Annotated in this window: 11 protein-coding genes; 5 read left to right on the top strand and 6 right to left on the bottom strand. The window is 74.4% G+C overall.

Annotated elements, in window-relative coordinates:
• Positions 1-213 precede the first annotated feature (213 nt).
• From C7M71_RS31270 to C7M71_RS01380, 3 genes are all read left to right on the top strand, one after another.
• Complete coding sequence (locus C7M71_RS31270; protein WP_114914125.1) at positions 214-1920, top strand: beta-ketoacyl synthase N-terminal-like domain-containing protein; 1707 nt, start codon at positions 214-216, stop codon at positions 1918-1920.
• Entirely contained in the window at positions 1910-8464 is a 6555-nt protein-coding gene (locus C7M71_RS32425; protein ID WP_265737635.1) for an SDR family NAD(P)-dependent oxidoreductase, read from the top strand. The genes C7M71_RS31270 and C7M71_RS32425 overlap by 11 nt, the downstream gene beginning before the upstream one ends.
• Positions 8465-8559: 95 nt before the next feature.
• Positions 8560-9378 carry an SAM-dependent methyltransferase gene (locus C7M71_RS01380; protein WP_229758460.1) on the top strand — a complete coding sequence of 273 codons (819 nt, stop codon included), beginning with the start codon at positions 8560-8562 and terminating at the stop codon, positions 9376-9378.
• 47 nt (positions 9379-9425) lie between these two features.
• On the opposite strand, the gene C7M71_RS01375 is transcribed toward C7M71_RS01380, so the two are convergent.
• The 3 genes from C7M71_RS01375 to C7M71_RS01365 all read right to left on the bottom strand — a co-directional run bounded on the left by C7M71_RS01375 (position 9426) and on the right by C7M71_RS01365 (position 12765).
• Positions 9426-9920: an AAA family ATPase gene (locus tag C7M71_RS01375; RefSeq protein WP_111493415.1), complete on the bottom strand. Its 495-nt coding sequence runs from the start codon at positions 9918-9920 to the stop codon at positions 9426-9428.
• 180 nt (positions 9921-10100) lie between these two features.
• Complete coding sequence (locus C7M71_RS01370; RefSeq protein WP_162824097.1) at positions 10101-12029, bottom strand: M48 family metallopeptidase; 1929 nt, start codon at positions 12027-12029, stop codon at positions 10101-10103.
• 157 nt (positions 12030-12186) lie between these two features.
• Positions 12187-12765, bottom strand: a complete 579-nt coding sequence (locus tag C7M71_RS01365; protein WP_407675967.1) for a hypothetical protein — start codon at positions 12763-12765, stop codon at positions 12187-12189.
• A 323-nt stretch (positions 12766-13088) separates the two neighbouring features.
• On the opposite strand from C7M71_RS01365, the gene C7M71_RS01360 reads away from it, so the two are divergent.
• Positions 13089-14801 carry a SulP family inorganic anion transporter gene (locus C7M71_RS01360; RefSeq protein WP_111489101.1) on the top strand — a complete coding sequence of 571 codons (1713 nt, stop codon included), beginning with the start codon at positions 13089-13091 and terminating at the stop codon, positions 14799-14801.
• Between the two features lie 565 nt (positions 14802-15366).
• On the opposite strand, the gene grpE is transcribed toward C7M71_RS01360, so the two are convergent.
• On the bottom strand, positions 15367-15990 hold the full coding sequence (gene grpE, locus C7M71_RS01355) for a nucleotide exchange factor GrpE (protein WP_111489102.1): 624 nt from the start codon (positions 15988-15990) through the stop codon (positions 15367-15369).
• Positions 15987-17873, bottom strand: coding sequence for a molecular chaperone DnaK (gene dnaK, locus C7M71_RS01350; protein ID WP_111489103.1), 1887 nt, complete (start codon positions 17871-17873; stop codon positions 15987-15989). Before dnaK ends, grpE begins: the two co-directional genes overlap by 4 nt.
• Before the next feature lie 207 nt (positions 17874-18080).
• Between dnaK and C7M71_RS01345 the strand changes: the two genes are divergently transcribed.
• Positions 18081-19373, top strand: coding sequence for an FAD-dependent oxidoreductase (locus tag C7M71_RS01345; RefSeq protein ID WP_111489104.1), 1293 nt, complete (start codon positions 18081-18083; stop codon positions 19371-19373).
• On the opposite strand, the gene gcvH is transcribed toward C7M71_RS01345, so the two are convergent.
• Positions 19357-19749 (bottom strand): glycine cleavage system protein GcvH, encoded by a 393-nt coding sequence (gcvH, locus tag C7M71_RS01340; protein ID WP_111489105.1) that lies wholly within the window; start codon positions 19747-19749, stop codon positions 19357-19359. The two genes, C7M71_RS01345 and gcvH, sit on opposite strands and share 17 nt — an antisense overlap.
• Positions 19750-19833: the final 84 nt, after the last annotated feature.

Here is a 19833-nt window from a genome sequence, read left to right as displayed (position 1 = left end):
CGACAACCCGAAAGGATGACCCGGCCGTGCGGCGGTGAGGTCACCGCCCCGGGTGAAAACCGGTCGCAGGCCGCCGGTTGGAGTGAATCCGGGCCGCCGCCCCCATCCCGCGTGACTACTGTGCGTCGCTATCCGGCGTGGTGATGCGGCAGGCGCACTCCCCGCAGGCGCCGCAGTGACAGGCGCCGCAGCGACACAAGGAAGGCCCACCGCATGCACCGAACTCAGGCCGACGCGATCGACCGGTCGATCGCGATCGTGGGGGTGGCCTGCCGCCTGCCGGGGGGCATCAGCAGCCTGGACGGGCTGTGGAGCGCGCTGGAGCAGGGCAGGGACCTGGTCGGGGAGGTCCCGCCGGACCGCTTCGACGCCGACCGCTTCGTCGACCCCTCGGGGCCGCGCAAGGGCAAGAGCTACACCGGGGCGGGCGGCTTCCTCGACGACGTCGCCTCCTTCGACGCCGCCTACTTCGGGATCTCCCCCAAGGAGGCGGCCCACATGGACCCCCAGCACCGGCTGCTGCTGGAGCTGACCGCCGACGCACTGGACGACGCCGCCATCGATCCGGCCCTGCTGGCCGGGTCCGACACGGCGGTGTACATCGGCATCTCCGACGCCTCCTACGGCGGCTTGCAGATGGCGTCGCTGCGCACCGTCAGCCCCTACACGATGGCGGGCGCCGCCTCCTCCATCGCGGCCAACCGCATCTCGCACGCCTTCGACCTGCGCGGCCCCAGCATGGCCATCGACACCGCATGCTCCTCCTCACTGGTCGCGCTCGACCGGGCCTGCCGCACCCTGGCGGAGGGGACCAGCCGCGCGGTGGTGTGCGGCGGCGCCAATGTGCTGCTCAGCCCGTTCCACTACGTCGGGTTCTCGCAGGCGTCGATGCTCTCGGTCAGCGGCAGATGCGCGTCCTTCTCCGCCCGGGCCGACGGGTTCGTACGGGCCGAGGGCGGCGGCGTGGTCCTCCTCAAGCGGCTGGCCGACGCCTGCGCCGACGGCGACCGCGTCCACGGGGTGATCCTCGGCAGCGGGGCCAACAGCGACGGCAGGACGATGGGCCTGTCGCTGCCCAACCCCCAGGCCCAGGAGGACCTGCTGCGCCAGGTGTACGCGCGGGCCGGCGTGCACCCGGACGAACTGGTGTACTTCGAGGCCCATGGCACCGGGACCCCGGTGGGCGACCCGCTGGAGGCCCAGGCCATCGGCCGCGCCCTGGGCATCCGCCGCATCACCGGCGAACTGCCGATCGGATCGGTCAAGACCAACCTCGGCCACCTGGAGCCGGCCTCCGGCATGGCGGGGCTGTTCAAGGCGCTGCTGGTGCTCAGGCACGGCATCGCCCCGGCGTCGCTGCACGCCGATCCGCCGCACCCGGACATCGACTTCGCCGGGCTGGGCCTGAGCCTGACCACCCGCAACCGGGCCCTGCCGACCGGGGGGCGCCCCGTGGTCGGGGTGAACTCCTTCGGCTTCGGCGGCGCCAACGCCCATGCCGTCCTCACCTGCGCGCCGCCCGCGCCACAGCCGGTGGTGCCCGGCCCGGTGCCGCCGGAAGGGCTGCCGGTCCTGGTCTCCGCCCGCTCGGCGAAGGCGCTGGCGCAGGCCGCCGCCCGGCTCGCGGACCACCTCACCACCACGGCACCGGAGGACTTCTACGACCTCGCCCACACCTCCTGCCTGCGCCGTGGCAGGCACGAACACCGCGCGGTGGTGCTGGCCCGCACCCCACTGGAGGCATCCCGACAACTCGCCGCCCTCACCCCCACCACCCCAGCTACCCCGCCCGCCGCCGACCAGCCCCCGCCACCCTGGCCACCGCCACACCCCCCGACCAGCCCCCGCAGCACCCGCCGCCGGGGCCACCGCGCAGGCGGCCGCAAGCGGCCAGGTGGCGTTGGTCATCTTGCCTGCTGACCTGCCGTCCGCCCAGTCGCCCGCCGCCGCCCTCGCCGACCAGTCGTCCGCCCTGTCGCCCGTTGACTTGCCGTCTGCCGTGTCGTCCGCCTCATTGGCCGCCGATCAGCCGTCCGCCGCACCACCCGCCGCCGCAGCGCTGGCGTCCGTGGCCGCCGGGGCCACCGCGCCGGCGGCCGCAAGCGGCCAGGTGGCGTTGGTCATCTTGCCTGCTGACCTGCCGTCCGCCCAGTCGCCCGCCGCCGCCCTCGCCGACCAGTCGTCCGCCCTGTCGCCCGTTGACCTGCCGTCTGCCGTGTCGTCCGCCTCATTGGCCGCCGACCAGGCGTCCGCTGCACCACCCGCCGCCGCAGAGCTGGCGTCCGTGGCCGCAGGTGTCACCGCGCAGGTGGACGCAAGCGGCCAGGTGGCGTTGGCCTCCTCGCCCGCCGACCATTCGCCCGCCTCCGCCCCCGCCGACCAGTCGTCCGCCGTGTCGTCCGCCTCATGGGCCGCCGACCAGCCGTCCGCCGCACCACCCGCCGCCGCAGAGCTGCCGTACGTGGCCGCAGGTGCCACCGGGCGGGTGGCCGCGAGCGGGCGGGTGGCGTTCGTGTACTGCGGCAATGGGTCGCAGTGGGCGGGCATGGGAGGTGACCTGCTGGCCCGGGATGCCGTCTTCCGTGCGGCCGTGGAGCAGGTGGACACGGTGCTGACGCCCCGTCTGGGCTGGTCGGTCGCGCAGACCCTGGCCTCCCCGCCCGACGCATGGCGGCTGGCGGCCACCGAGGTCGCACAACCCCTGCTCTTCGCGGTGCAGGTCGGCCTCACCGCCCTGCTGCGCGCCCGGGGCATCGAACCGGCGATGGTGGTCGGCCACAGCGTGGGCGAGGTGGCGGCGGCCCACACCAGCGGAGCGCTCACCCTGCGCCAGGCGGCGGCAGTGATCGCCGAACGCAGCCGGACACAGGGCGCCACCGCCGGCAGCGGCCGGATGGCCGCAGTCGGCCTCCCGCCCGACCAGGCCGAGGAGGTGCTGGCCCGCTACCACGGCACCCTGGAGCTGGCCGGACTCAACAGCCCCCAGGACGTGACCGTCGCGGGCGACGCCGCCGCCCTGGCCGAGCTCGGCCGCGAACTGGGCGGACGCGGCGTGTACTTCCAGGACCTCGGCCTCGACTACGCCTTCCACAGCCGCCACATGGACGGCCAGCGGAGCACACTCACCGCAGCCCTGGCCGACCTGGACCCCGCCCCCGTCGCCGTCCCCCTCTACTCCACCGTCACCGGCCAGCGCACCCGGGGAACCGACCTGGACGCCGACTACTGGTGGCAGAACGTCCGCCGACCCGTGCGGTTCCACGCGGCGGTCCAGCGGGCCGTCGAGGACGGGGCGGGCATCCTGCTCGAAGTCGGCCCCCACCCGGTGCTCCGCAGCTATCTGCGCCGCATCGCCGCCACCCGCCCCGGCCACACGGCGGCCGTGCTGCCCACCCTGCGCCGCGAAGCGGACGGCCCGCACGCCGTCGCCACCGCAGTCGCCGCCGCCCTGGCGGCCGGTGCCGACACCGACTGGAAGCGCTACTTCCCGCAGCCGGGACGCGTCACCGACCTGCCCGGCTACCCCTGGCAGCGCGAGCGCCACTGGAGCGGCACCCCGCAGTCCTGGGTGAACTCCAGCGGCAGCGGACTGCTCCAGCACCCCCTGCTCGGCGAGCGGCTGCCCGCCCCCGTACCCGTCTGGGAGGGCGCCATCGAGCCCGTACTCGTCCCCTGGCTGGCCGACCACCGGCTGAGCGGTTCCGTGGTCATGCCCGCCACCGGCTTCGTGGAGATGGCCCTGGCCGCCGGCCGCGCCGTGCTCGGCGGCCCGGTGGAGGTCGAGCACCTGGACATCAGCAACGCCCTGGTGGTGCCCTGGGCGGACGCCACCGCCGTACGCACCCAGGTCTCGCTCAACCCCGACGACGGGACGCTGGCCGTCACCAGCACCGACGAGCAGGCCGAGGAGCCGCGCCCGCACGTCCGCGCCCGCGTCAGGTCACTGCTGCGCCCCCGGCCCGAACCCCTGGACCTGGACGCGCTGCGCGCCGCCTGCCCGGACCAGGTCGCGGTCGCCGACTACTACGCCTCCTGCGCGGCGGCCGGGCTCGGCTACGGCCCCGCCTTCCGCATCCTGCACCGGATCCGGGCGGGCCGCTCCGCCGTGCTGGCCGACTACCGCCACGACGCCCCCGGCGCCCCCTACACCGCACACCCCGCCCTGCTCGACGGCGCGCTCCAGGCCGGGGTCGCGCTGCTGCTGGAGCGGCTGCTCGACGGCCACGCCCACCTGCCCGCCGCCATCGCCGCCGTCCGCGTCTGGGACACCCCCGCCCCCACCGGAGTGATGTGGGTACGCGAACGCTCCCGCACCGACAGCGAGGTCTGCTGGGACATCACCATCGCCGCCCACGACGGTACGGTCACCGCCCAGCTCGACGGCTGCCGGCTGCGCCGCGTCCCCGCCGCCCACCGCACCCCCGTCTCCACCCACCGCACCGTGCTGCGCGCCGCCCCGCACCCGGACCTCCCCTGCGCCCCCTCGCCGCTGCCGTCCCCCGAGCGGATCGCGCAGGCGGCCCAGGCCCGCATCGCCGACCTCCAGGCCGCCTGGCGGGGGATGCGCTACGACCGGTTCGCCGCGCTGTACAAGCAGTTCACGGCGGAGAGCACGGCGGCGGCACTCGCCCGCCTGCTGCCCGACCCCACCGCCCCGTTCACCCCCGACGACCTGGTCGCGGCGGGCATGCAGGCCCGGCACCGCCGCCTGATCGACCTGCTGGCCCCGCTGATGGAGCGCCACGGCCACCTCGTCCGGCTGCCCGACGGCCGGTGGCGGCTCAGCGAGCCCGTCCCCGCCGCCGTCCCGCCGATCCTGGACGCGACCGCCGAGGCGCCCGCCTATGTCACCGAACTCGCCCTCGCCGCCCACCAGGCGCACCATCTGGACGCCGTGCTGCGCGGCGCCGAGGAGCCGCTGGGCCTGCTGAGCACCGAGCCCGCCGCGACGCTGCTGGAGCAGTACCACGACACCGCGCCACCCTGCCGCTTCCACAACCGCCTGGCCCAGGCGCTGCTGGAGGAGATGGTCCGGCACTGGCCCGCCGACCGCGCCCTGCGCATCCTGGAGATCGGCGCGGGCACCGGCGGCACCGCCGCCGCGCTGCTCCCGCTGCTGCCCGCCGACCGCACCCGCTACTGCTTCACCGATGTCTCACCGGTCTTCTTCACCCGCGCCCAGAACCGCTTCGGCGACTATGACTTCATCGAGTACCGCACCCTTGACCTGGACGCCGACCCGGCCGGGCAGGGCTACCCCGCGCACAGCTTCGACCTGGTGGTCGCCGCCAACTCCCTGCACACGGCCAAGGACCTCGAAGGAGCCCTGCGCCGGGTGGCCACCCTGCTGGCACCGGGCGGCCACCTGCTGGGCGTGGAGTCCCATGACGCGGAGATGCTCGCCCCGGTCTTCGGCACCCTGGGCAGCTTCCACGGCAACACCGACACCGACCTGCGCCCCGACTCCGTGCTGCTGCCCCGCGACCGGTGGCCCGCCCTGCTGGACCGCTGCGGCTACACCGGAGCCGTCCAGACCGGCGACGACACCGAGCCGGCCCGCAGCCACTTCTCCGCCTTCCTCGCCGCCACCCCGCACGGCCCCGCCGCAGCACGCCCCGAACTGCCCGCTCCCCCCGAGGACACCGCCTTCCTCATCGCGACCGACGCCCCTGGGGCCGACCCGCTGCCGCAGGCCGTCGTGGACACCCTCACCGGCCTCGGGGCCACCCGCTGCCGGCTGATCGAGGCCGGCCGCGACCCCGCCGACTGGCGGGCCGCCCTCGCCGACCACGGCACCCCCGCCGACCAGGTCTCCCTCGTCCTGGTCCTCGGCTCCGGCCCACCCGACACGCCCGGCGGGGCCGTCACCCAGGCCACCCGGCACGCCGAGGTGCTGCGCGCCCTCGCCGTGGCCTGCCGCGAGCTGCCCCCGGGCGTCCGCACCGCCCTGTGGCTGGTCACCAGGCCCAGCGGCGCCCTGCCCACCCCGGTGGAGATCAGCCACCCCGGCGACTCCGCCGCCTGGGGCGTGGCCCGCTGCCTGGTCAATGAGCAGCCCGAGCTGGACAGCCGCCGCATCTGCCTGCAACGGACAGCCGACCCGGCCGAGGACGCCGAACGGCTGGTCCGCGAACTGCTCGCCCCCGGCGAGGAGGACGAGATCGTCCTCACCGCCCGCGACCGCTTCGTCCCCCGCGAGCAACCGCACCCCACCGCCCTGCCCACCCGCCGACCCGGCCCCTGCGCGCTGCGCGTCCGCCACCCCGGCCTCACCTACCGGTTGGACTGGGAGGAGACCCCCGACCTCTGCCCGGGACCGGGTCAGGTGGTCCTTGACGTCCGGGCTGCCGCGCTCAACTACCGCGACATCATGCAGGCCGTCGGACTGCTGCCCGCCGAGGTGCTCCGGGGCGCCCGCGAGGAGGGCCTGGGCCTGGAGTGCGCCGGTGTCGTCACCGCCTGCGGCCCCGGAGTGACCACCCTCAAGCCCGGCGACCGGGTCGTCGGCATGATGCACGACTCCCTTGCCTCACGCGCCGTCAGCAGGGCCGCCGACCTGAGGCGCATCCCCGACCACCTGGGCTTCATCGAGGCCGCCACCGCCCCGGTCGCCTTCTGCACCGTCCACTACAGCCTGCTGCGGCTGGCCCGCCTCCAGCCCGGCGAGACGGTGCTGGTGCACGGCGCGGCCGGCGGTGTGGGCCTGGCCGCCCTCCAGTACGCACGCGCCCACCGCGCCCGGGTGATCGCCACGGCGGGAAGCGACCTCAAGCGCGACTTCCTGCGCAGCCTCGGCGTCGAACACGTCCTGGACTCGCGGTCGCTGGACTTCGCCGTCCAGGTCGGGGAGATCACCGGCGGCGAGGGCGTCGACATCGTGCTCAACTCCCTCGCCGGAGAGGCCATCGCACGCGGGCTGGAACTGCTCCGCCCCGGCGGCCGGTTCATCGAACTCGGCAAGCGCGACATGTACGAGGGCAAGCCGCTGCCGCTCCGGCCCTTCGGCCGCAACCTCGCCTTCCACGGCGTGGACCTGTCCACCGCCCTGCTCGACCTGCGCCTGGTCGGCCCGCTGCTCCAGGAGGTCGACCAGTTCACCCGGCTGCCCGAGCACCATCCGCTGCCGCACAGCGTCTTCCCCGCCGCCCGGGTCGAGGAGGCGTTCCGCCTGATGCAGCACTCACGCCACCTCGGCAAGGTCGTCGTCACCTTCGACCCGCTCGACGAACCCGTCTCCGTCGAGCCGCTGCCCCGTGCCCCCCGACTGGACCCGCAGGCCACCTACCTCGTCACCGGTGGCACCAGCGGATTCGGCGCCGCCACGGCGGTCTGGCTCGCCGACCTCGGCGCCCGGCACCTGGTGCTGGTCAGCCGGCGCGGCAGCCGGGCACCGGAAGCCGCCTCGGTCGTCTCGGCGCTCACCGAGCGCGGCGTGCAGGCCACCGTACGGGCCGCCGATGTCGCGGACCCGGCCGCCATGCGGGCCGTCCTGGCGGAGGTCGACGCGGGCGGCCACCCGCTGCGCGGCGTGGTGCACTGCGCGATGCACATGGACGACGCCCCGCTCGCCGAATTCACCCCCGAGCGCATCGCCGCCGTCCTGGCCCCCAAGCTGGGCGGGGCGGCCGTCCTGGACGACCTCACCCGGGGCCGGGAACTCGACCTCTTCCTGCTGTACTCCTCCACCACCGCCATGATCGGCAACTTCACGCAGGCCCCCTACACCGCCGCCAACCTCTATCTGGAGGGCCTGGCCCGGCAGCGCCGGCAGCGCGGCGAGACCGCCCTCGCCATCGCCTGGGGCGCCATCGGCGAGACCGGCTATGTCGTCCGCAACGACCTGCTGGACGGCCTGCTCGGCCTCGGCATCGAGCCGCTCGCCCCCCGCCATGCCTTCGCCCGCGCCGAACGGCTGCTGGCCGGCGGGCTGCCGGTCGACGGGCTGCCGGTCGGCGGGCTGCGGGCCGACCGGCCCGGCGCGGTGGACGTCGCGGGCATCTCCCGCTGCACCTGGTCCCGCACGGCGGCACTGCTGCCGCTGCTGGCCACCGCCCGGCTGCGCGGCCTCGTCCCCGCCCGCCCGCAGAGCGGCGAGCTCACCCGCGAGGAACTGCTGCGCGCCCTCGGCCGGATGACCGGCGAGGAGGCGCTGGACTACCTCACCGGCCAGCTCACGGCGCTGCTGGCCGACGTCCTGTACCTGGACCCTGAGCAGCTGGACCCGTACCGCCGTCTCGACACCTACGGCATGGACTCCCTGATGGCCGCTCAGGTCCTGGTGGCCCTCAACCAGCGCTATGACCTCGACATCCCCCCGATGGAGTTCCTGCGCAGCAACGGCACCGTCGCCGAGTTCGCCCGGATCGTCCATCTCCGTCTCGGCTTCCTCACCGACACCCCGGCTCTGCCCCACCAGCCCACCCGCCCAGGATCGGCCAACAGCGCACCACCGCAAGGGAGTTGAGTATCCGAGCCCTGCCACTGCGGGGGTCGGCCGCATCGGGCATGATGGTGATCACGCGCAGGGTGGGGTGCCTGCGCAGGACATCAGGAGGACGTGTGGGTACAGAGCGCCGGTCCAATGCGGCCGACCGGCTCGATCCGACCATCGCGCACAACGCCCGGGTCTGGAACTACTGGCTGGGCGGCAAGGACCACTACGCCGCCGACCGGGAAGCCGGCGACCATGTCTTCCGGATGTTCCCGGACATCGTCCATGTGGCCCGCGCGGACCGGGAGTTCCTGGGCCGCGCGGTGCGGTTCCTGGCCGATGAGGCGGGGATCCGGCAGTTCCTGGACATCGGCACCGGCCTGCCCACCGCCGAGAACACCCATGAGGTCGCCCAGCGGGTGGCGCCCGAGTCGCGGATCGTCTACGCCGACAATGACGCCCTGGTCCTGGTGCACGCCCGCGCCCTGCTCACCAGCAGCCCGCAGGGCGCCACCGACTATGTCGACGCCGACATCCGGGACACCGACCGGCTCCTGGAGGCCGCCGGCCGGACGCTGGACTTCAGCCGACCGGTGGCGATCATGCTGCTGGGCGTCCTGAACTTCGTGCTCGACACCGAGGAGGCGCAGCGGGTCGTGCGCCGGCTCATGGACGCGGTGCCCTCCGGCAGCTACCTGGTGCTCACCCACCCCACGCTGGAACTCGGCGGCGAGGGGAACGTCGAGGCGATGCAGTTCTGGAACCAGAACGCCAAGCCGCCGATCACCGCCCGCAGCGGCGCCGAGGTCGCCCGCTTCCTGGACGGCCTGGAACTGCTGGAGCCGGGCCTGGTGTCCTGTGCGCGGTGGCGGCCGGACCCGGCCGACGGCAGCGGGACCGCCCCGGCGCAGGTGGCCCAGTACGGCGCCGTCGCCCGCAAGCCCTGACCATCCCCACCGCCACCCCGGCCCCCCGCCCCGGCCAGGGCCACGGCTCAGCAGCCGTGGCCCGCCGGGGGCCGGTCGAAGAGGGCGAGTTCGGCGCGGTCCGGGGCCTCGAAGAGCCGCGCATACGCTTCGAGCGTCTCGCGGGAGAGCGGGACCGTGCCCCAGGCGGCCTCCGCGCTGCGGGCCTCGACCCGGCGCCACAGCTCCTCGAACGGCGCCGTGAGGTAGCGCAGCTCGACCACCGCGCCGAGCGCACGGGCGGCGAGGCGCTTGTCGTTCCGCTCGGAGCGCGACCAGAAGCCGAACTCCAGGACCACGTTCTGTCCCAGCCTCAGCAGATTCCCGGCGTGCTCCCAGAACTGCCGCTCCAGCCGGTCGCGCACCTCTTCGTCGTAGAGGTCCATGCCGAGGCCCGCCAGCCACTCGTCCGGGCAGAGCCGCACGGCGGGAACCTCCTGGGCCAGCCGCTTGGCCAGCGTGGTCTTCCCGGAGCCGGGGAGCCCGCACAACAGGATCAGCCTCGGTCGGGGTCGCACGGCCACCAGTCGCCCTCCTGCTGAAGTCCCGCCCTGCCCGACCTCCACGGCGCTCTCGGGCGGAGCAGCCGCGCGGGGCACGACAATGAGTCGATCTCGTCAAAATACCGCCCCGAGCGGGCGCCGTCCCGGAGCGAGGCGTACGACATCCGCCGCTGCCCGCCGGTGCGGACGGCGGAGCCGGGGTCAGGGCGCGGCGGGCTCGCCGAGCAGGGCGACCGCCGGCGGGTCCGCCACCAGGGCCCGCAGGACGTCCACCGGCCCGTCCCCGACCGACTCCGCGGTGGTGCGGAGGCGGAGGGTGCTGCCGTCGGTGAGGCGCAGGTCCAGCTTTGCGGAGTCGGCGCCGACCAGCCGTATGGACGAGAGCGTCTCGACCGGGATGGCGCGCGCGTGCCGGCGGGCGTGCAGCGCCGTGCGCCCCCGGGCCTGGAGACGGGCGAGGCGCCGCTGCTGGCCCACCGCCAGCCGGAACACCCCCCTGCGGAGCAGCAGCAGGCCGTGGGTGCAGATCACCAGGTCATAGGTCCGGTGGCGCAGCGCCACATTGCCGAAGACCGTCAGGATCTCGTCGGGGAAGTCAAAGGCCGCCCGGTCCGGCCGGTGGTCCGGCGGCGCCCCCAGCTCGGCCAGCCGCCGCCGCAGCTCCGGCACGGCCGCCGGATCGGCTGCCGCCCGGGCGGCAGCCTCGCCGAGCCCGGCGGGAACGCCGTCGACCAGGAGCGCCGGCGGGCCGGACCAGTCGAGCCGGTAGCCGCCGCGCCCGGTGGCCAGCACCGCCGCCTCGGCCAGCACCGCCAGCACCACCGCCGACCCGGTGCGGCGGCCTGCTGACGCGTTGTCGTCCTCCTGCCAGCTCGGCTCGGGGGCGGCAAGCTCCGCACCGCGCCCGGACTCGACGGCCGCCAGTACGGACGCCAGGTCGGCCCGCGCCAGGACGCCGCTCTCCTCCAGGCGGTGCGTGTGCCGGGCGGCCGAGAGCTGAACGCGTACGGCAGCTGCCCGCTCCACGATCTGCGCCCAGTCCGCCACCGGCTCCTCCGGCCCGGACGCCGCCGACAGCTCCTCGACCAGCGACCGGCCCAGCTCCGCCACCGCGCCCGCCAGATCGGGCAGCAGCACGGCGGCGGGGCGGTCGTCGGCGGCGACCTCGGGGGCGGGCAGCCGCTGCAACAGGGCGATCCGCTCGTCCAGCGGCGGATGGGTGGAGTACCAGGCGCCGGTCTCCGGTTCCAGCGCCCCGAGGGTGTCCTGGGCGGCCAGGGCCGCGACCTCCGCCGCCCGCCCGGGAGCGCCGAGGTAGGCGTGCAGACCGCCGATGAGATCGGGGGTGCGCCGGGCCAGTATCGCCAGGGGGAACCAGGCGTGGGCGTAGTCGTCCTCCAGGTGGCGCAGTGCCGCCTCCCTGCGCAGCGCCGACACGGCTGCCGTACGTCCCGCCGCGTCCAGGGAGACCGCGTCGGCCTCCAGCTCCCACTGCCGCGACAGCGGCATGGCGACCTTCAGATAGAGCCACAGCCAGCCGCGCAGCAGCAGCCCGGCCGGCCCGCCGGTCGACCCGGCGGCCTCCATCCCGGCCACCGTCCGGTAGCCGGCCGCGCTCCACGCCGTATGGCGGCCGCTGAAGTGGCCCAGCTCGTGCCCCAGCGTGGCGCGCAGCTCCCCGGCGGTCAGGCAGGCCAGCAGCGGGGCGCCCAGGTAGAGGCGTCGCACCCCCGGTCGCAGGCCGAGCCAGTTGCCCTGCTCGGTGACGCCCGCATTGACCTCGGGGACCAGCAGGATCTCGTCGGGCGCCCGGGTCTCCGCAGCCGCCGCCAGCTCGTCGACCATCCGCCACAGCTCGGGGGCCCGGTCGCGCTCCAGCCGGAGCCCGGCTTCCGGGGGATCGGACGAGAACAGCGCGCGCAGCGTACCGACCACGGCCCATACCGGCCCCGCCGCCAGCGCGAGGGCGAGCTGCACCGGCCAGCCGTGCACATGCGCCGTCCACACCAGCGCCACCCCCGCCGCCGGCAGCGCCGGCAGCAGGACGTAGAACCCGCCGATCATCGCCACCGTCGCCGCCGGCCGCCAGCCGCCGGAGAACCTCCGCTGCTTCACGGTCTCGCTGCCCATGCCCGCCTCACCCCTCCGGTCCGCCGGGCGTGGCGAACCCCCGCACCGGAAGAGGCATGATGTCATCCGCCGTCCGCCCCGAGCAGGGCGCGTCCCCGGCGGGGACGATGGGCCTGTCGGCTCACCCTCCCCGCCGGGGACGCGGCAGGCGGCGGAGTCAGCGGAGCCAGGAGCGGTCGCGGACCCACGGCAGCGCGGCCCACCGGCGGCCCAGCCCCCAGGTGGTGCCCGCGCCGACGGCGGCCAGCGCGACCAGCAGCACCGCGTACACCACGTGGTAGTCCACGAACGGGTTGGACGACCCGCTGGCGGTGCCGTCCGACAGATGGCGGGCGGGCGGCCACTCGGCCGCCCACATCAGGGCGAGCATCAGGGTGCCGGCCGCCGCCGTGATCCACAGGGCCACCCCGGCCACCAGCGCCAGGCCGATGCCCAGCAGTCCCAGCATGAAGAGCCAGTCGGCCCACCAGGCGCCCGCCCAGTCGTGGAAGACGGACTCCAGCGGGCCGACCGCCACATGGCTGAGGAAGCCCCGGGTCGGGGAGCCGCCGTTCACCCACGCGCTGTTCGCCGGGGTGGCGTAGCCCCAGCCGAAGGCCTTGTCGAAGAACGCCCAGAGGAAGACGAACCCGGTGACCACGCGCAGCGCGGCGAGTGCCCGCGCCGGGTCGATGGACCGGTCTGCGTGCTGCTGTACTGCCATGGCGGCCTCCGTAGGTCCCGGTCCCGGTGTGATGCTGCGTTTGTTGCACCGTCAATATCTCGCGTGGCGAAGGCTCGGACCGGTGCTGAAGGTCCCGGCGGCCGGCTCCGTGCGCGGGGCCCCGGCGGGACCCATGGCCGCGACGGCAGGGACCTTCGGCATGCGGCGCCGGACCGCTCCGGATGCACTGCGGGCGGCCGAAGACATGAGGATTTGAAGAATTCTGCATATTCATGGATTCTTGGGCGCATGCCGCGAGGCCACCCCGCCGACGGACCGCGAAGGAGAGCGCCGACCGTGCCTGTCCCGCCCCACCGGGTCTGCCCCCGAGCCGTGCCCGTATGAGCCGTGTCCTGATGAGCAAGGCGCGCACTTCCGTCCGGCCGATCCGGGCGGCGTCCGCCCGGGTGCGGGCCGTGCTCCCCGACCGGGCCGTCCTCGCCACCATGCGCCGCTCCCCGCGCCGGGACCTGCTCGCCGGGCTGACCGTCGCCGTCGTGGCACTGCCCCTGGCGCTGGGGTTCGGCATCGCCTCCGGCCTGGGAGCCCAGGCGGGGCTGGTCACCGCCGTGGTGGCGGGCGCGCTGGCCGCCCTGTTCGGCGGCTCCAGCCTCCAGGTGTCCGGCCCCACCGGCGCGATGACGGTGGTCCTGGTGCCCATCGTCCACCGCTACGGCCCCTCCGGGGTGCTCACCGTGGGGATGCTCGCCGGGGTGCTGCTGGTGGCGCTGGCCCTGGCCCGCGCGGGCCGCTGGATGGCCTACGTCCCCGCGCCGGTGGTGGAGGGGTTCACCGTCGGCATCGCCGGAGTGATCGCCCTCCAGCAGATCCCCGCCGCGCTCGGAGTGCCCAAGCCCGCCGGGGACAATGTGGCCGTGGTCGCCGCCCGGGCGGCGGTCCGCTTCGCCACCACACCGCACTGGGCGTCCCTGGCGCTGGCCGCCGGGGTGGCGGCCGTGATGCTGCTGGGCGCCCGGCTGCGGCCCACCGTGCCGTTCTCGCTGCCCGCCGTGGTGGCCGCCACCGCCGTCACCGCCCTGGCCGACCTGCCGGTCGCCCGGATCGGGCACATCCCCGCCGGTATCCCGGCCCCCTCGCTCTCCTTCCTCCACCCCGGCGCCCTGCCGGGGCTGCTCGCCCCGGCGGTCGCGGTCGCCGCGCTGGCCGCCCTGGAGTCGCTGATGTCCGCCACCGCCGCCGATGCGATGACCGGCGGCGAACGCCATGACAGCGACCGGGAGCTCTTCGGCCAGGGCCTGGCCAACCTGGTGGCACCGCTGTTCGGCGGGGTCGCCGCCACCGGCGCCATCGCCCGTACGGCCGTCAACGTCCGCTCCGGCGCCGCCTCCCGGCTGGCGGCGCTCATCCACGCCGCCGTACTCGCGGTCATCGTCCTGGCCGCAGCCCCCCTGGTGTCCGGCATCCCGATGGCGGCGCTGGCCGGGGTGCTGATCGCCACCGCCGTGCGGATGGTGGAGGTGGCCTCGGTACGGGCGCTGGCCCGCGCCGGACGCGGCGAGGCCGCCGTACTGCTGCTCACCGCCGTCGCCACGCTCGCCTTCGACCTGGTCACCGCCGTGGTCGCGGGCCTGGCGGCGACCGGTGTCCTGGCGCTGCGCGCCGTCGCCAGGAGCGCCGGTCTCAAGCGGGTCCCGCTCCACGCCGACCACCACCAGGACGAGCCGATCCTGCCGGCGGAGCACATCGCCGCCTACCGCATCGACGGCCCGCTGCTGTTCGCGGCCGCCCACCGCCTGCTGCCGGAACTCATCGAGCAGGCCCAGGTCGCGGTGGTCATCCTGCGGATGTCCCGGGTGAGTGCCATCGACGCCACGGGCGCCCTGGCGCTGGGCGAAGCGGTCGAACGGCTCACCCGGCGCGGCACCGTGGTCCTGGTCTCCGGCATCCGCCCCGACCACCTCAGGCCGCTGGAGGCACTGGGCGTGCTGCGGCAACTCCACGTACAGGGCCGGGTCTTCGCCACCACCCCCGAGGCCGTCGCCCACGCCCGAGCAGGACTCCACCACTCCGGCGTCCTGCCCCACCAGGCACCGGCCCCCACCTCCTGACCCGGCAGCAGGCGGGACCCAACCCCGCCACCCGGGCCGTCGGTGCGAGGTCAGGCCCGGCGTCTGGTGGTCGGCGGGGTTCGGCGGTGCCGCGTCGCCTGGGTGTACCTGCTGTCCTGGGTCGGCCGTTGCGGGTGCCCGACATCGACGGGCTGTCGGTCTGTGCTGCGGCAGCGCGTATCCGGTGCGAGGTCGGGCCCGGCGTCTGGTGGTCGGCGGGGTTCGGCGGTGCCGCGTCGCCTGGGTGTACCTGCTGTCCTGGGTCGGCCGTTGCGGGTGCTCCGCATCGACGGGCTGTCGGTCTGTGCTGCGGCAGCGCGTATCCGGTGCGAGGTCGGGTCCGGCGTCTGGTGGTCGGCGGGGTTCGGCGGTGCCGCGTCGCCTGGGTGCACCTGCTGTCCTGGGTTGCCCGCGCCACCACCGGCACCCGGACCGGGCTGTCCAGGCCAAGGCCGCCAGCTCCCGTGCACCCTCGGTGACCCAAGACGACACCCCGCCCGCCCGCCGGACCACCCGGGCGTCTGCCCCGACCGCACGCTGCTGCCCGGCGGCTGGCCGGGCCCGGTCAGCCGGTGCCAGGGGGGCCGGACGGTTCGGTGACCGACACCTGGGCCGGACGCAGCAGGTGCTCGCCGACCCGGTAGCCGGGCCGCAGGACCTGGGCGCAGGTGGCGCGGTCGACCTCGGCCGAGTACGCGTGCAGCAGCGCCTCGTGGCACGCCGGGTCGAAGGGTTCGCCCGCCTCGCCGAAGGAGCGGAGGCCGAGGGAGGCCAGATGGGCCTCCAGCGCTTCGGCCACCGACCCGGAGCCGCCCGTCAGCTCGCCGTGCTCGCGGGCCCGGCCGATGGCGTCAAGGACCGGCAGCAACCCGCCGAGCACATTGACCACGGCGATCTCGCGAACCGCCAACCGGTCGCGCTGCACCCGCTTGCGGTAGTTGTCGTACTCGGCCTTGACCCGTTGCAGGTCGGCGGTCCGCTCGGCCAGCTCCTCCCGCAGCCGCCCCGCTCCGGAGCGATCGGGCCCGGGTTCGGGCTCGGGCCGGGTGTCGTCCGACGCCGCCGTACGGGGTTCGGGGCCCGGCGGCCCGGGGAGCTCGCGGCGGCCGGTCGGCCCGGGTTGCAGGACGGGCGGGGAGCCGCGTCCCTCGTCGCGGACCGCCAAGGGCGGCCGACCGCCCCGGCTCATCCGGTGCCTCCCTGCCGCTTCTCCTCGTCGACGATCTCCGCGTCGACGACCTCCTGCTCGCCGCCGTCCTGGGCTGCGCCGCCCGCATCGGCCGCGTACGCCCCACCACCGGTGGCGCCGCCCTGCGCCTGGGCCTGGGCCTGCGCGTACATTGCCTGGCCGAGCCGCTGCGCGGTGGTGGAGACCTTCTCGGTGGCCTCGCGGATCGCCGCGGTGTCCTCGCCCTTCAGCTTCTCCTTGAGGTCGCCGACGGCGGTCTCGACCTCGGACCTGACGTCGGCCGGCACCTTGTCCTGGTTGTCCCTGAGGAACGTCTCGGTGGTGTAGACCAGCTGCTCGGCCTGGTTGCGGGTCTCGGCGGCCTCGCGGCGCCTGTGGTCCTCGTCCGCGTACTGCTCGGCCTCGCGCATCATCCGGGCGATGTCGTCCTTGGGCAGCGCGGAGCCGCCGGTGACGGTCATCTTCTGCTCCTTGCCGGTGCCGAGGTCCTTCGCGGTGACATGCATGATGCCGTTGGCGTCGATGTCGAAGGTGACCTCGATCTGCGGAAGGCCGCGCGGGGCGGGGGGAAGCCCGCTGAGGTCGAACATGCCGAGCTTCTTGTTGTACGCCGCGATCTCGCGCTCGCCCTGGTAGACCTGGATCTGCACCGACGGCTGGTTGTCCTCGGCCGTGGTGAAGATCTCGGACCGCTTGGTCGGGATCGTGGTGTTGCGCTCGATCAGCTTGGTCATGATGCCGCCCTTGGTCTCGATGCCCAGCGAGAGCGGGGTGACGTCCAGCAGCAGCACGTCCTTGACCTCGCCCTTGAGCACACCGGCCTGGAGGGAGGCGCCGATGGCGACGACCTCGTCCGGGTTGACGCCCTTGTGCGGCTCCTTGCCGGTGAGCTGCTTGACCAGGTCGGTCACGGCGGGCATCCGGGTGGAGCCGCCGACCAGCACCACATGGTCGACATCGGAGAGGTTGATCTTGGCGTCCTTCACGGCCTGGTGGAACGGGCCCTTGCAGCGCTCCAGCAGGTCGGCGGTCAGCTGCTGGAACTGGGCCCGGGTGAGCTTCTCGTCCAGGTGCAGCGGGCCCTCGGCGGAGGCCGTGATGTAGGGCAGATTGACCGTGGTCTCGGTTGTCGCGGAGAGTTCGATCTTGGCCTTCTCGGCCGCCTCGCGCAGCCGCTGCACGGCGATCTTGTCCTTGGACAGGTCCACCCCATGGCCGTTCTTGAACTGCTTCACCAGGTGGTCGACGATCCGCTGGTCCCAGTCGTCACCGCCCAGATGGGTGTCGCCGGCGGTGGCCTTGACCTCGACCACGCCGTCACCGATCTCCAGCAGCGACACATCGAAGGTGCCACCGCCGAGGTCGAAGACCAGGATCGTCTGGTCCTCCTCCTTGTCCAGGCCGTACGCCAGGGCCGCCGCCGTCGGCTCATTGATGATCCGCAGCACCCTCAGGCCCGCGATCTCGCCGGCCTCCTTGGTGGCGGTGCGCTGGGTGTCGTTGAAGTACGCGGGAACCGTGATGACGGCGTCCGTGACGTCCTCGCCCAGATACGCCTCCGCGTCGCGCTTCAGCTTCTGCAACACCCGTGCGGAGATCTCCTGGGCCGTGTAGCGCTTGCCGTCCACCGTGCCGGACTCCGGGAAGCGCCACGCCGTCTCGCCCACATGCCGTTTGACCGACCGCGCGGTGCGCTCCACATTGGTCACCGCCTGGCGCTTGGCGACCTCGCCGACCAGCACCTCGCCGCCCTTGCCGAACGCCACCACCGAGGGAGTGGTCCTGGACCCCTCCGTGTTGGCGATCACGGTGGGATCGCCGCCCTCCAGGACGCAGACGACCGAGTTGGTCGTGCCGAGGTCGATTCCGACCGAACGTGCCATGTCCGTTCTTCTTCCTCAGGTCTCCACGCGATCGATCCGCGTGCGCCGCTTCCTCAGGCCCACGACCTGTAGAGGTTGGAGAGAAGGTCCGCTACAGCCTGCCTAAGACGTGAACCGCGGCAAGTCAAGTGTCGCCCCCCGAAGCCTGGTCTGCCGGAGCCCGGTCCGCCGGGGTGCGGGGCCCGGGCCCGGGTGCATGCTGGACGTATGGCCCGCGAGGAGACGGCATGCTGCATCGTCGGCGGTGGCCCCGCCGGAATGATGCTGGGGCTGCTGCTGGCCCGGGCCGGGGTCCGGGTGCAGGTGCTGGAGAAGCATGGCGACTTCCTGCGCGACTTCCGGGGCGACACCGTGCATGCCTCCACCCTGACCCTGCTCGACGAACTCGGGCTGGGGGAGAGCTTCTGGGCGATCCCGCACCGGCTGCTGGCCCAGGCCCTGCTCCCGCTGAGCGGACCCCGGCCGGTCACGGTGGACCTGGACCTGCTGCCGGGCCCGCACAAGCACATCGCGATGGTCCCGCAGTGGGACCTGCTGGGCCTGCTCGCCCGCGCGGCCGGGCAGGAGCCGACGTTCACCCTGCGGATGGCCACCGAGGTCACGGGGCTGCTGCGGGAGGGGGACGCGGTGACCGGGGTCCGGTACCGCACCCAGGACGGACAGTGCGGCGAACTGCACGCCACGCTGACGGTCGCCTGCGACGGACGGACCTCCACCGTGCGCGCCGCGAGCGGCCTGCGCCACCGGGACTTCGGCGTGCCGCTGGACGTCTGGTGGTTCCGGCTGCCGCGCCACCCGGGCGATCCGGAGGGGCTGGCCGCCCGAGCGGGCCGGGGTGGCGCTCTGGTCCTGATCGACCGGGGCGAGTACTTCCAGGTCGGCTATCTGATCCGCAAGGGCAGCGACGCCCGGATGCGCGCCGAGGGCATCGACGCCTTTCGCACGCGCCTGGCGGCCCTGCTGCCCCGGATGCCCGACCGGGCCGCCGCCGTGCGCTCCTGGGACGAGGTCAAGCTGCTGAACGTCCGGCTGGACCGCATGCAGCGCTGGTTCACCCCGGGCCTGCTCTGCATCGGCGATGCGGCGCACGCGATGTCCCCGATCGGCGGGGTGGGCATCAACCTGGCGATCCAGGACGCCGTCGCCACCGCCCGGCTGCTGGCCGCGCCGCTGCTCGCGGGCCGGGTCGGCGGGCGGGACCTCGCCCGGGTCCAGCTGAGACGCTGGCTGCCCACGGTGGTCACCCAGTCGCTCCAGTGGGTGATGCACCAGACGCTGGTCAAGCACGGGCTGACGGGCGCGGCGGACGCCGCCGAGCGGGACACGCCGCCGAAACCGGCGCTGCTGCTCCAGCGGTTCCGGCGGCTGCGGGCCGCGCTGGCCCATGTGATCGCGATCGGTGTACTGCCCGAGCACGCCCCCGCCTTCGCCCGCCGCCCGCCGACGCCCCCGAGCCGAGGCCCCGAAGCCGTGGGGCCCCGGGCTACTCCTCGGCCGTGAGGAAGTCCTGGTACTGCGCGGCGGTCAGCAGGCCGTCCACCGTCGCCGGATCGGACGCCTCGACCTCGATCAGCCACCCGTCGCCGTACGGTTCCTCGTTGATCTGCTCCGCGGCGTCGCCCAGGGAGTCGTTCACCGCGACCACCTTGCCCGCCACCGGCATGTACACCTCGGAGACCGCCTTGACCGACTCCAGGCTGCCGAACGGCTCCTCCGCCTCCAACCGGTCGCCCGCCTTGGGCAGTTCGACGAAGACGATGTCACCGAGCTGCCGCTGGGCGTAGTCCGTGATGCCGATCCGCAACCGCCCGCTCTCCGTGCACCGGACCCACTCGTGGTCCTTGCTGTACCTGAGGTCGCTGGGAATGTCAGTCATACCTGGCCTCCGATGGGGAGCCGTCGCGCGGCGCCGGACCGGCCGTGGACGGGCCGTCAGCACCAGGAGGTACCGGCCCCTCCG

This window comes from Peterkaempfera bronchialis, from assembly GCF_003258605.2.
Taxonomy (GTDB): Bacteria; Actinomycetota; Actinomycetes; order Streptomycetales; family Streptomycetaceae; genus Peterkaempfera; species Peterkaempfera bronchialis.
The sequence above is the reverse complement of the archived record's forward strand: the minus strand, read 5'-3'. Positions and strand labels throughout refer to the sequence as shown.